Here is a 12,674-nt window from a genome sequence, read left to right as displayed (position 1 = left end):
GGCAGCCGTGGTGGCGGGCGAGAATGAGGCCGATGCGAAGGGAAGAAGCGGCTCCGGTGTGGTCCCTGGTGGTGCCGGTCAAGCCCCTGGCGCGGGCCAAGAGCAGACTGGCTCAGGCGGTGGGGGACGGCCTGCGGCCGGGCCTCGCCCTGGCGTTCGCCCAGGACACGGTGGCGGCCGCGCTGGCCTGCCCGGGCGTGCGGGATGTGGTGGTGGTCACGGACGACCCGCTGGCGGGGGCGGAACTGGCGGCGCTGGGGGCGCGTGTCGTGTCGGACGCTCCCCCTGTCGCCATCCCGCGCACGCCTGCGGGCCGCTCTCCTGACCTGCGGCCGGCCGGGACTCCCACTCGTACAGACCGTGGCGAATCCGGGCTGAACGCGGCGCTGGAACACGGGGCGCGGGTCGTACGGAACGAGCGCCCGGAGGCCGCAGTCGCGGCTCTGGGGGCCGATCTGCCGGCGCTGCGGCCGGCCGAGCTGGAGTGCGTACTGGCGGCGTCATCCGCTTTCCCACGGGCATTTCTGGCCGATGCCGCGAGAATCGGGACGACATTTCTGGCGGCTTTGCCGGGAGCGCTTCTGGCCCCTGCTTTCGGGGGTGCGTCGCGGGCGCGCCACCGGGATTCGGGCGCGCGGGAGATCGTGTTGGAGGGGGTCGGCTCCGTACGCCGGGACGTGGACACCGGCGAGGACTTGCGTGAGGCGCTGGCGCTGGGGGTAGGCCCCTATACGGCCCGGCTGTGCGCGGACGGGCCGTTCGCGCGTGGGGCCTCCGGCTTGGAGGACCCTGCGCACTACTCAGGGGCATAAGTCACGCGGAACGGCCCAAGGCCGAGAATGCAGGTCCAGGACAGGCGACTAGGCTGCTGGCCATGCAGGCGACCGCTTACACATACGACTCCGAGACCCGCTCCGGCAGCGTGCTGCTGGACGACGGAACTCCGCTGCCCTTCGACGCGGCCGCGTTCGACGCGGGCGGGCTGCGGCTGCTGCGGCCGGGGCAGCGGGTACGGATCGAGGTGGAGGGCGAGGGTGAGGCCCGCCGGATCGCCCTGGTGACGCTGCAGACGCTGTGACCCGCGAAGTTCTGCGGGCAGCTCAGGCAGAACAGCGGCCGGACACACCGCGGGCCGGGCTCCCTGGAGGAGTCCGGCCCGGCGCGTGAGGCCTCACCTCTTCGCGGCCGTCTTTTTGGCGGTGGTCTTGCGCGCGGTCGTCTTGCGCGCAGGAGCCTTCTTGGCCGGGGCCGTCTTCTTGGCCGTGGCCTTCTTCGCCGCGGCCTTCTTGGCGGGTGCGGCCTTCTTCGCGGCCACCTTCTTGGCCGCCGCCTTCTTGGCGGGTGCGGCCTTCTTCGCGGCCACCTTCTTGGCCGCCGCCTTCCGCGCGGGCGCCGCCTTCTTGGCGGCCTTCTTCGCCGCCTTCTTGGCAGCCGCTGCCTGCAGACTGCCCTTGGGCGCCTTCTTGACGGCGACCTCGCCGCCCCGCGGGAGCTTCTTCGTGCCGCTGACCAGGTCCTTGAAGCCCTGACCCGCGCGGAAGCGGGGTACGGAGGTCTTCCTCACCCGGACACGTTCACCGGTCTGCGGGTTGCGGGCGTACCGCGCCGGACGATCGACCTTCTCGAAGGAACCGAAACCGGTGACCGACACCCGTTCGCCGGCGACAACTGCACGCACGATCGCATCCAGTACCGCGTCGACGGCTTCGGCGGCTTGCTGGCGGCCGCCCATCTTGTCGGCAATCGCTTCTACGAGCTGCGCCTTGTTCACGTCTTCCCCTTCGGAGACATTGCCGGAACCACAGTGTTCAAGCGTTTTCGCACGCTAGGCGGATATATACCGCAAATCAAACACGAAACGGGCTAATCACCCTTGTGCCGCAACGAACTCGACCGTCGCGCAGCTGAAGTCGACGTTCTGTCGGCGTCAGACGTCTTCGGGGAAACGACCTTCGTCGAGGTCCTTCATGAAGCGCTCCAGGCGCCTTGCCACACTGGCCAGATCGTGCTTCGCAGCAGCGGTGATGATCAGCAGCTTCCGGGACAGCGCCATACGCACGTCCTCCGGGACTTGCAGGGAGCGCACCCTGCTGTGCGCCTCCTTGAGCCGGTCCGCGACGGCCTCATAGAGCTCGAGTTGGCTATCGCGTTCCATGCACCGATTGTGCCATCTGAGGCGAGTTGTCGCTTCATGGGGTCTCAACACCAGCCCCATATGCCACTGCGCCCCCTGCCGTGCGGCGGGGGGCGCAGTGATGCAAGTGTCTTGCGGGACCGGCCTCAACCGGTCTGTACCGGTGCTCAGACTGGCTGGGTGCGTGGTTTGAAGGTGGGGCGGGCGGCTTCGTAGGCCGCGATGGCGTCTTCGTTCTGCAGGGTGAGGCTGATGTCGTCCAGGCCTTCCAGCAGTCGCCAGCGGGCGTTCTCGTCGAGGTCGAACTCGGCGGTGATGCCCTCGGCGCGGACCTGGCGTTCGACCAGGTCGACGGTGATCTGTGCGGTGGGGTCGGCCTCGGTCAGCTCCCACAGCCGGTCGACGGTCTCCTGCGGCAGGACGACTGTGAGCAGGCCGTTCTTGAGTGAGTTGCCGCGGAAGATGTCGGCGAAGCGGGCGGAGATCACGGCCTTGAAGCCGTAGTTCTGCAGCGCCCACACCGCGTGCTCACGCGAGGAGCCGGTGCCGAAGTCCGGGCCGGCGACCAGGACGGTGGCCCCCTGGCGCTCGGGCCGGTTCAGCACGAACTGCGGATCCTTGCGCCAGGCCTCGAACAGACCGTCCTCGAACCCGTCGCGGGTGACCTTCTTCAGCCAGTGCGCGGGGATGATCTGGTCGGTGTCGACATTGCTGCGGCGCAGAGGCACGGCCCGGCCGGTGTGTGTGGTGAAAGCTTCCATGATCTTCAGGCCCCCACGGGGATAGCGAGGTCGGACAGGTCGGCGGGGGAGGCCAGGTGTCCCAGGACCGCGGTTGCGGCGGCGACCTGCGGGGAGACCAGGTGGGTGCGGCCGCCCTTGCCCTGCCGGCCCTCGAAGTTGCGGTTGGAGGTGGAGGCGGAGCGCTCACCAGGGGCGAGCTGGTCGGGGTTCATGCCCAGGCACATCGAGCAGCCGGCGTGCCGCCATTCGGCGCCCGCGTCGGTGAACACTTTGTCCAGGCCCTCCTCCACAGCCTGCAGAGCCACCCGTACCGAACCGGGCACGACCAGCATCCGCACCCCCTCGGCCACCGTGCGGCCCTGCAACACAGCGGCCGCGGAGCGCAGGTCCTCGATCCGGCCGTTGGTGCACGAGCCCACGAAGACGGTGTCGACACCGATCTCCCGCAGCGGCTGACCCGCCGTCAAACCCATGTATTCCAGGGCCTTCTCGGCCGCCAGCCGCTCACTGGGATCAGTAAAGGAGGCCGGGTCGGGCACGCACGCCGACAGCGGCGCGCCCTGGCCCGGGTTGGTGCCCCAGGTCACAAACGGCGAAAGCGTCGAGGCGTCGATGACCACCTCGTGGTCGAAGACCGCGTCCTCATCGGTGCGCAGCGTCTTCCAGTACGCCACAGCCTCCTCCCAGTCCTGGCCCGTGGGAGCGTGGGCGCGGCCCTTGAGGTAGGCGAAGGTGGTCTCGTCCGGGGCGATCATGCCCGCCCGGGCGCCGGCCTCGATGGACATGTTGCAGATGGTCATCCGCGCTTCCATCGACAGCTTCTCAATCGCCGAGCCGCGGTACTCGATCACATAGCCCTGACCGCCACCGGTACCGATCCGCGCGATGATCGCCAGAATCAGATCCTTCGCGGTCACCCCGTCGGGCAGCTCACCCTCCACCGTGACCGCCATGGTCTTGAACGGCGCCATCGGCAGCGTCTGGGTCGCCAGCACATGCTCGACCTGACTGGTGCCGATACCGAAGGCCAGCGCACCGAACGCGCCATGCGTGGAGGTGTGGCTGTCACCGCACACCACCGTGGTCCCGGGCTGGGTCAGACCCAGCTGCGGTCCCACCACGTGGACCACACCCTGCTCCACATCCCCCAGCGGATGCAGCCGCACCCCGAACTCCGCACAGTTCTTCCGCAGCGTCTCCAACTGCGTACGCGAGATGGGATCAGCGATCGGCTTGTCGATGTCAAGGGTGGGGGTGTTGTGATCCTCGGTAGCGATGGTGAGATCAGTACGCCGCACCCGGCGACCGTTCTTACGGAGCCCGTCAAAAGCCTGCGGACTGGTCACCTCATGCAGCAGGTGCAGATCGATGAAGAGCAGGTCAGGCTCGCCATCGGCGCGCCGGACGACATGATCGTCCCAGACCTTCTCCGCGAGTGTCCGTCCCATCGCTTTCCCTCCGGCCGGCAGCTTCGCCGGCCCTGCTCGAAATGTCCTGGCCCCGCCCGGCCCCCCGTGCCAGGCGGCGCATGCATGCCGTCCCGGGAGCGGGGCCGCCACTACAGGGTGGCGGCTTTCCAGGAAAATTGAACTTGCGTTTCACAAAGTGAGACGCGAGTATCGTTTCATGGACAACTCTAGCGGCGTCGGCGTACTCGACAAGGCAGCGCTGGTTCTCAGCGCCCTCGAATCAGGTCCGGCCACCCTGGCCGGTCTGGTCGCCGCGACCGGTCTTGCCCGTCCCACGGCGCACCGGCTCGCGGTGGCCCTGGAGCACCACCGCATGGTGGCGCGGGACATGCAGGGCCGGTTCATCCTGGGCCCCCGGCTCGCCGAACTGGCAGCGGCGGCAGGCGAGGACCGCCTGCTCGCCACGGCCGGGCCCGTTCTCACGCATCTGCGCGACGTAACCGGCGAGAGCGCCCAGCTCTACCGGCGCCAGGGCGATATGCGCATCTGTGTGGCGGCAGCGGAACGGCTGTCCGGACTGCGGGACACCGTGCCGGTCGGCTCCACCCTGACCATGAAGGCGGGCTCCTCGGCCCAGATCCTCATGGCCTGGGAGGAGCCTGAGCGGCTGCACCGCGGCCTCCAGGGCGCCCGCTTCACCGCGACCGCACTGTCAGGCGTACGGCGCCGTGGCTGGGCCCAGTCGATCGGCGAGCGCGAGCCGGGCGTGGCCTCGGTCTCCGCGCCGGTACGCGGCCCGTCGAACCGTGTGGTGGCCGCCGTATCGGTTTCCGGGCCGATCGAGCGGCTGACCCGCCACCCGGGCCGGATGCACGCCCAGGCGGTCATGGACGCCGCTGCCCGGCTGACGGACGCCCTGCGCCGCGCCGGCTCCTGAACACAGGCCCGGGTTGGCTGTGGCGGCTCATCCGCGGATCAGCCGCCACAGACAACCCGGGGCGCTGAACCGAGCGAGCGCGAACAGAGCGAACAGAGCTAAGAGGACAACGGAAAAGCCCCTCGCCTGAGCAGAGAGGCTTTGACGTGCACGCGGCGGAGCCGTGTGTTGACAGAGAGTACCCCCGACCGGATTCGAACCGGCGCTACCGCCTTGAGAGGGCGGCGTGCTAGGCCGCTACACAACGGGGGCTTGTGCTGGGGTACCAGGACTCGAACCTAGACCAACTGAGCCAGAATCAGCCAGGCTGCCAATACCCCATACCCCATGGGGCGTGCAAAAAGCCTCCCGCACAGTGCCACGGTGCGACTGCTGTCGCGTGGCTCGGGAGGCTTCCCACGATCCGTACCCCCGACCGGATTCGAACCGGCGCTACCGCCTTGAGAGGGCGGCGTGCTAGGCCGCTACACAACGGGGGCCTGATCTTTCGAAGCCATGCGATCAAGCCGCATGTCCTCGAGAGAGTACCCCCGACCGGATTCGAACCGGCGCTACTGCCTTGAGAGGGCAGCGTGCTAGGCCGCTACACAACGGGGGCTTGGCACTTCTTGATCAAGAGTCCGCCGAACGGCGACTCTTGCTGGGGTACCAGGACTCGAACCTAGACTAACTGAACCAGAATCAGTCGTGCTGCCAATTACACCATACCCCACCAAAACGCAACCCCGTCATGGGGGTTTTTGTTTGGCCCGCGCTCCCGGCCGGCCTTTCGGCCCGCTCGGCGGCGCAGGAAGAACATTACCCGAAGGTGGACGGCGCTCCAAAACCGGTATCGCCGCGTGCCGCCTGGAGACCACGAGGTCTCCAGGCGGCATGGACCTTACGCGGAGATGGACGCCAGCGCGGCGCGCAGCCGGCGCAGCGTCTCGTCGCGGCCCAGCAGCTCCATCGACTCAAACAGCGGCGGGGAGACCCGGCGGCCGGTCACGGCGACCCGCAGCGGCGTGAAGGCGTGCTTGGGCTTGAGCCCCAGGCCGTCGACCAGGGCCTCGCGCAGCACGGCCTGGATCGGCTCCGGCGTGTAGTCGTCCAGCGCCTCCAGAACCTTGATACTCGCCTCCAGCACGGGCTTGGCGTCGCCGGTGAGGACCTTGGCGGCGTCGGTCTCGTCGATCCGGAAGTCCTCCGGCTTGACGAAGAGGAAGCCGAGCATGCCCACGACCTCACCGAGCACGACCATCCGCTCCTGGGTGAGCGGCGCGGCCTTGGCGAGCAGCTCCATCTGCTCGGCCGTGGGCTCGTCCGGGAGCAGGTCAGCGGCCTGCAGGTACGGCACCAGGCGGCGTACGAACTCCTCGGGCTCCAGGTTCCGCAGATGCACCGCGTTGATCGCCTCGGCCTTCTTGATGTCGAAGCGCGCCGGGTTGGCGTTGACATCGGTGATGTCGAAGGCGGCGACCATCTCGTCAATGGAGAAGATGTCGCGGTCCTCGGCGAGCGACCAGCCGAGCAGCGAGAGGTAGTTGAGCAGACCCTCGGGCAGGAAGCCGCGCTCGCGGTAGAGGTTGAGCGAGGACTGCGGGTCGCGCTTGGAGAGCTTCTTGTTGCCCTCGCCCATGACGTACGGCAGATGCGCGAACCGCGGGATGGTGCCGTTACCGACGCCGATCTCGGCCAGGGCCCGGTACAGCGCGATCTGGCGCGGGGTGGAGGACAGCAGGTCCTCACCGCGCAGCACATGCGTGATCTCCATCAGCGCGTCGTCGACGGGGTTCACCAGCGTGTAGAGCGGAGCGCCGTTGGCCCGGACGAGCCCGTAGTCCGGCACGTTCTCCGGCGTGAAGGTCAGCTCGCCGCGCACCAGGTCGGTGAAGGTGATCGGCTCGTCGGGCATCCGGAAGCGCACGATGTGGCTGCGGCCTTCTGCCTTGTACGCCGCGATCTGCTCGGGGGTGAGGTCGCGGCACTTGCCGTCGTAGCCGGAGGGCTTGCCCGCCTTACGGGCCGCCTCACGCCGGGCCTCCAGCTCCTCCGCGGTGCAGTAGCACTCGTAGGCGAAGCCGTGCTCCTGGAGCTTGCGGGCGACGTCGGCGTAGATGTCCATCCGCTGCGACTGGCGGTACGGCGCGTGCGGGCCGCCGACCTCGGGGCCCTCGTCCCAGTCGAATCCGAGCCAGCGCATCGCGTCCAGCAGCTGCTGGTAGGACTCCTCCGAGTCGCGGGCCACGTCGGTGTCCTCGATACGGAAGACGAGGGTGCCGCCGTGGTGCCGGGCGAACGCCCAGTTGAACAGGGCGGTACGGACCAGACCCACGTGGGGGTTGCCGGTCGGGGAGGGACAGAAACGTACGCGTACAGGTGCGCTAGCCACGCTTGATCACCTTATTGGTGAGAGTGCCGATGCCTTCGATGGTGACGGCGACCTCGTCGCCGACGCTGAGGGGGCCGACCCCGGCCGGGGTGCCCGTGAGGATGACGTCGCCGGGCAGGAGGGTCATCGCCTCGGTGATGTGCACGATGAGGTCTTCAATGGAGTGGACCATGTCGCTGGTACGGCCCAGCTGACGCTGGTCGCCATTGACGGTGCACATGATCCCCAGGTCGCTGGGGTCCAGTTCGGTCTCCACCCAGGGACCGAGCGGGCACGAAGTGTCGAAGCCCTTGGCGCGCGCCCACTGCGACTCTGCGCGCTGGATGTCGCGTGCGGTGACGTCGTTGCCGCAGGTGTACCCGAGGATCACGTCCTGGGCACGCTCGCGCGGCACATCCCGGCACATCCGGCCGATCACGACGGCCAGCTCGGCCTCGTAATGCACCTCGTTCGAGAACGGCGGGTAGGCGATGGGGTCGCCAGGGCCGATCACGGCGGTGGACGGCTTGAAGAAGATGAGCGGGACGTCAGGTACCTGGTTGCCCAGCTCCGCGGCGTGCTCGGCGTAGTTGCGCCCCACGGCCACGATCTTGTTGGGCAGGACGGGCGGGAGCAGCCGGACCTTGCTCAGCGGGACCTTCTGCCCGGAGCGCTCGAAGTCCGCGAAGGGGTGGCCCTTGATGATGTCGAGGACGGGACCACCTTCGGTGGAAGCGTCCCCTTCCACGACGCCGAAGGCGACGTTGCCGTCGATGGAGAACCTGGCGATGCGCACGCGATGCCTTAACTGATCACTGCTGGAGACTGACACTCCAGGCTAGCCCCCCCGTGCGCCTCCTGCCTGCGTCCGGCACCGGGGGGCGCGTGCGCCGCCGGGCGGTTACTGCGGAGCGTCGGAGAGGACGGTGCGGCGCGGATTCGCGGTCTGCACGGGCAGATCGACGCGGTGCTCCAGCTCCTCGGCACCAGTGGTCTGGAGCTCCTCGGCGTCCTTGAGGTGGGCCAGCGTGGTGCGGCGTGGGTTGGCTATGGTGCGGAACATCATCGTCGTCTTCACCGGTGAATAGCCTCGTGGTTGTCGTATTGACGGTTTCTGTAAAGCGTCAGGCTAGACGCGCGTTTCCCATCCGGGTTATGGAAGAAGCCACCTACTACGTGTGAGTTTCATCACGGACCGCCTGAAATAAAGCCCATATCGGGCACACACCCAGGACACCGGAAACGGACATTGCAGCACTGAAGCGAACGTTCCACGCCTGATTGCCGCGACCGGGACACCCCTCCGCCGTGCGCAACTCGCCCTCAAAAGTCCGTTATCGCGGACATTGCTTTCTACGTCCTGTCATCCACCCCACACATAGCGTTACATACCTCACGCCATACCCCGCTGGCCTTGTTGGAGATCCGCCACTGTGCTGGAATTCCACGGACCGCCGCAGGATTCAGCCGGCGCGCATGGGGCGCAGAGCAGCGCCGCGCGGCGGGGGATTCACTCTCCACACCACATGGGGGGCGCGTCGGTCACTGACGACCGCCATGGGGGCGCTGTCCCCACGACTCGACACCGTTCCGCCGCGAACGCGGAGGAACGCCTGGTCCAGAGGTTGCGACGCTAGTGCAGGGACGTTTCAAGAGGGATGGCAGCGCTCCGGCGGACCCGGAGCTGCGCGGTGGAACCGATCGCGGCTCCTCGCCCCAGCGTGTCCAGGGCACCGGTGTCACACCGGCCGACCAGGGCCCGGATCATGCCGCGCACACAGGCACGGCATCGGGCAGCGGCGAGCCAGCGGACCGGCCGAGGATCAAGACGCCCAGCGGCCCGGGCTCCCGGGTAGCCCTGCGCAACTGGCGCATCAGCACGCGTCTGGTCTCCCTGCTGGCCCTCCCCGTCGTCGCCGCGACGACGCTGGGCGCGCTGCGTATCAGCACCTCGCTGGACGATCTGCAGCAGCTCGACAACATGAAGCTGCTGACCGAGATGACCAAGCAGGCGACCGAGCTGGCCTCCGCGCTCCAGGAGGAACGCGACAAGTCGGCCGGCCCGCTGGCCGCCGGGGACGTCAAGAACGACGACGTCGGCTACCCGCGGGAGAAGACCGACCTCGCCAAGCAGGCGTTCCGGGAGGCCACCCAGGAGATCGAGGCCTCCGACAGCGAGGCCCTGGTGGGTGTGAACTCCTCGCTGGTCAACATCCTGCGGCAGCTCGAGAAGATCAAGACGATCCGTGCGAGCGCGTACAACGACGGCGAGTACATCGCGCAGACCGTCAGCCAGTACAACGAGCTGATCACCTCGCTGCTGTCGCTCTCCCAGGACATGGCGCAGGCCACGAGCAACACCGAGATGATCCGCAGCACACGCGCGCTCGCGGCGTTCTCCTCCGCCAAGGAGTACGCCTCGATGCAGCGCGCGGTCATCAGCGCGGGCCTGGCCCACAAGGGGGGCCCGAAGCTCTCGCGCAACGACCGGCTCTTCGGCCGGTCCGCCGAGCAGAGCGAGGACTCGACGCTCGCCCAGTTCACCCAGATCTACAAGGGCAAGTCCAGCTCGGATGAGCTGCTGCGCGGTCTGGAGGACGGCAACGCCGTCATCATCCAGGCGAACACCTATGCCGCCCGGGTCCTGCGGACCAACGGCGCGATCGGCTCGGAGAAGCTCTCGTACAAGGACTGGTACGACCAGGACAGCACCAAGATCGAGGAGATGACGCGCATCGAGCAGACGCTTCTCTCCGAGATGGAGGAGAAGGCGCGCGAGCTGCGCTCCGAGGCCCAACGCGAGGCGATCTTCAACGGTGTTGTGATCCTGTTCGTGCTCGGCGTCTCGCTCGTCGGCGCGTTCGTCGTGGCCCGCTCCATGGTCCGCTCGCTGCGCCGGCTGCAGGACACCGCGCAGGAGGTCTCGCAGAAGCGACTGCCCGAGCTGGTCAAGCAGCTCTCGGAGTCCGACCCGCAGGATGTGGACACCTCCGTCGAATCCGTCGGTGTGCACAGCCGGGACGAGATCGGTCAGGTGGCCGCGGCGTTCGACGACGTCCACCGCGAAGCGGTCCGCCTCGCCGCCGAGCAGGCGCTGCTGCGAGGCAACGTCAACGCGATGTTCACCAACCTCTCGCGCCGCAGCCAGGGCCTCATCCAGCGTCAGCTCTCGCTCATCTCCGAACTCGAGAGCCGCGAGGCCGACCCGGACCAGCTCTCCAGCCTCTTCAAGCTGGACCACCTGGCCACCCGTATGCGCCGTAACGGCGAGAACCTCCTGGTTCTCGCGGGCGAGGAGCCCGGCCGCCGCTGGACCCGCCCGGTCCCGCTGGTCGACGTGCTGCGCGCCGCGGCCTCCGAGGTGGAGCAGTACGAGCGGATCGAGCTGAGCGCCGTCCCGGCGACCGAGGTGGCCGGCCGGGTCGTCAACGACCTTGTACACCTGCTCGCCGAGCTGCTCGAGAACGCAACGTCCTTCTCCTCGCCGCAGACGAAGGTCAAGGTCACCGGTCACGCGCTGCCCGACGGGCGGGTGCTGGTCGAGATCCACGACACGGGTATCGGCCTCTCCCCCGAGGACCTGGCGGCGATCAACGAGCGTCTGGCCAGCCCCCCGACGGTGGATGTGTCGGTGTCCCGGCGCATGGGTCTGTTCGTGGTCGGCCGGCTCTCCCTGCGGCACGGCATCCGCATCCAGCTCCGGCCGTCCGACTCCGGCGGTACGACCGCGCTCGTCATGCTGCCGGTGGACGTCGCCCAGGGCGGCGGCAAGCCGGGTCGCGGCAAGCCGGGCGCGGGTGCGTCCGCGGGCGGCTCGGGCAGTGGCGCCTCCGGTACTCCGCAGAGCCGGCTCGCGGGCCTGACGCCGCGCGGCCAGGTCCCCGGCGGCCCGCGTCCCGCCCTGCCGAGCCGCGACAGCGCCCCAGCAGCCGGCATGGGGAGCGCAGGCCTTCCGGGCGGCGGCGGCCCCGGTGGCCGTAACGACTTCCGCTCGGGCGGCCCGTCCGGTTCCGCAGGGGGCCCGGGTCTCCCCGGCAACGCGGGTCGCCCAGCCCCGGCCACCGGCGGCCAGAGCGCCCCGGCGCGCGGTGAGGCCGACGGCCGGCCCGCCCAGCCCCACCGCGACAGCGGCTCCAGGGGGGCCTCGTCTGCGGGTGGCCGCCAGCCACAGCTCCCGCCCCGTCCTCCCACGGCCGAGCTGCCCGGCGGGCCCGGTTCCGGGGTCACTGACACCACCTCGCAGCAGCCGGGGACCAGTTGGGGCGCGCGGCGGGCAGCGGGCGCTTCGGGCGACGACTGGCCGGCCCAGGCCCACCGCCAGGCCGCCGATGCGCCGCGCGGCCACGAAGACGTGGAGACCACCGCGCAGTTCCGGCGCCAGGAGCCGCCTGGGGCGCCCGCCGGACAGGGTCCTCGGCCCCAGCAGCCCCAGGACACGGCCCAGTTCCCGGCCGTACAGAGCGACGGGTACGGCGCCGGCTCGGAGCCGCTGCCGCCGGCGTCCTCGCCCGGTGACGGCCGTACGCCGCTGTTCGACACCCTGGAGTCGGACTGGTTCCGGGGTCCCCACGGCGGCGAGCAGCCGACCGGGGCCCCGGCGGCTTCCGTACCGCCGCAGCAGCGGCGTGGAGAGGGCCGCAACGAGGGCGGTGCCTCCGCACCCTGGCGGACCAATCCCAACGACGAACTCGGCCGGCAGGCCGAGCGGGTGCGCCAGCCCGCAGCCGGCGGAGTCACCACCTCCGGGCTGCCGCGCCGAGTGCCGCGAGCGAACCTCGTGGCGGGCACGGCCGCCCAGCAGCCGGCGAACCAGGCCGGCGGCCCCCAGGTCTCGCGCTCGCCCGACGATGTGCGTGGGCGGTTGACCAATCTCCGGCGCGGCATCCAGCAGGGGCGTCAGGCCGGCACGGACAACCACGGGAACAACCACCAAGGCTTCGGCCCCAGTTACCAGCAGGAGCGTTAGTTGAGTCCGATGAGCCAGGCGGCACAGAATCTCAACTGGTTGATCACCAACTTCGTGGACAACACCCCAGGGGTGTCCCACACCGTGGTGGTCTCCGCCGACGGACTCCTTCTCGCGACGTCCGAAGGGTTCCCA

At 69.1% G+C, this 12,674-nt stretch carries 12 protein-coding genes and 5 tRNA genes; 5 read left to right on the top strand and 12 right to left on the bottom strand.

The features are described 5' to 3' along the window. Positions 1–23 precede the first annotated feature (23 nt). Both cofC and ACY34J_RS23255 read left to right on the top strand, forming a co-directional pair. Positions 24–812 (top strand): 2-phospho-L-lactate guanylyltransferase, encoded by a 789-nt coding sequence (gene cofC, locus ACY34J_RS23260; protein WP_462728553.1) that lies wholly within the window; start codon positions 24–26, stop codon positions 810–812. Positions 813–874: 62 nt separating this feature from the next. Next, positions 875–1,078, top strand: coding sequence for a hypothetical protein (locus ACY34J_RS23255; protein WP_462728552.1), 204 nt, complete (start codon positions 875–877; stop codon positions 1,076–1,078). Positions 1,079–1,171: 93 nt separating this feature from the next. Here ACY34J_RS23255 and ACY34J_RS23250 read toward each other — a convergent pair whose 3' ends face one another. The 4 genes from ACY34J_RS23250 to leuC all read right to left on the bottom strand — a co-directional run bounded on the left by ACY34J_RS23250 (position 1,172) and on the right by leuC (position 4,325). Beyond that, a complete protein-coding gene (locus tag ACY34J_RS23250; RefSeq protein ID WP_462728551.1) occupies positions 1,172–1,771 on the bottom strand; it encodes an HU family DNA-binding protein in 600 nt (199 codons plus the stop codon). 156 nt (positions 1,772–1,927) lie between these two features. After that, a complete protein-coding gene (locus ACY34J_RS23245) occupies positions 1,928–2,155 on the bottom strand; it encodes an SCO5555 family protein (RefSeq protein ID WP_462728550.1) in 228 nt (75 codons plus the stop codon). A 146-nt stretch (positions 2,156–2,301) separates the two neighbouring features. After that, complete coding sequence (gene leuD, locus ACY34J_RS23240; protein ID WP_462728549.1) at positions 2,302–2,895, bottom strand: 3-isopropylmalate dehydratase small subunit; 594 nt, start codon at positions 2,893–2,895, stop codon at positions 2,302–2,304. A 5-nt stretch (positions 2,896–2,900) separates the two neighbouring features. Further along, positions 2,901–4,325, bottom strand: coding sequence for a 3-isopropylmalate dehydratase large subunit (gene leuC / locus ACY34J_RS23235; RefSeq protein WP_462728548.1), 1,425 nt, complete (start codon positions 4,323–4,325; stop codon positions 2,901–2,903). A gap of 178 nt (positions 4,326–4,503) precedes the next feature. Between leuC and ndgR the strand changes: the two genes are divergently transcribed. Then, positions 4,504–5,223: an IclR family transcriptional regulator NdgR gene (ndgR, locus tag ACY34J_RS23230; protein ID WP_462728547.1), complete on the top strand. Its 720-nt coding sequence runs from the start codon at positions 4,504–4,506 to the stop codon at positions 5,221–5,223. A gap of 179 nt (positions 5,224–5,402) precedes the next feature. On the opposite strand, the gene ACY34J_RS23225 is transcribed toward ndgR, so the two are convergent. The 8 genes from ACY34J_RS23225 to ACY34J_RS23190 all read right to left on the bottom strand — a co-directional run bounded on the left by ACY34J_RS23225 (position 5,403) and on the right by ACY34J_RS23190 (position 8,651). Next, a tRNA-Glu gene (locus ACY34J_RS23225) sits at positions 5,403–5,475 on the bottom strand. A gap of 5 nt (positions 5,476–5,480) precedes the next feature. Further along, positions 5,481–5,551 (bottom strand) — tRNA-Gln (locus tag ACY34J_RS23220). Positions 5,552–5,629: 78 nt separating this feature from the next. Continuing rightward, positions 5,630–5,702: transfer RNA gene (locus ACY34J_RS23215), tRNA-Glu, on the bottom strand. A 46-nt stretch (positions 5,703–5,748) separates the two neighbouring features. Continuing rightward, a tRNA-Glu gene (locus ACY34J_RS23210) sits at positions 5,749–5,821 on the bottom strand. A 42-nt stretch (positions 5,822–5,863) separates the two neighbouring features. Next, positions 5,864–5,935 (bottom strand) — tRNA-Gln (locus ACY34J_RS23205). 168 nt (positions 5,936–6,103) lie between these two features. Then, positions 6,104–7,594 carry a glutamate--tRNA ligase gene (gene gltX / locus ACY34J_RS23200; RefSeq protein WP_462728546.1) on the bottom strand — a complete coding sequence of 497 codons (1,491 nt, stop codon included), beginning with the start codon at positions 7,592–7,594 and terminating at the stop codon, positions 6,104–6,106. Then, positions 7,587–8,369: a fumarylacetoacetate hydrolase family protein gene (locus ACY34J_RS23195; RefSeq protein WP_462728545.1), complete on the bottom strand. Its 783-nt coding sequence runs from the start codon at positions 8,367–8,369 to the stop codon at positions 7,587–7,589. The genes gltX and ACY34J_RS23195 overlap by 8 nt, the downstream gene beginning before the upstream one ends. A 105-nt stretch (positions 8,370–8,474) precedes the next feature. Then, on the bottom strand, positions 8,475–8,651 hold the full coding sequence (locus ACY34J_RS23190; protein WP_462728544.1) for a hypothetical protein: 177 nt from the start codon (positions 8,649–8,651) through the stop codon (positions 8,475–8,477). Positions 8,652–9,209: 558 nt separating this feature from the next. Here ACY34J_RS23190 and ACY34J_RS23185 point away from each other — a divergent pair. Together ACY34J_RS23185 and ACY34J_RS23180 are read left to right on the top strand one after the other, a co-directional pair. After that, the gene (locus tag ACY34J_RS23185) at positions 9,210–12,539 is read left to right on the top strand and encodes a sensor histidine kinase (RefSeq protein WP_462728543.1); all 3,330 of its coding nucleotides are present in this window, start codon (positions 9,210–9,212) and stop codon (positions 12,537–12,539) included. Between the two features lie 9 nt (positions 12,540–12,548). Continuing rightward, a partial coding sequence (locus ACY34J_RS23180) for a roadblock/LC7 domain-containing protein (RefSeq protein ID WP_462728577.1) occupies positions 12,549–12,674 on the top strand: 126 nt, incomplete at its 3' end.

Source organism: Streptomyces sp. HSS9-12 (genome assembly GCF_054963655.1).
Note: the sequence above shows the minus strand (reverse complement) of the source record. Positions and strands in the feature narration are given on the sequence as shown.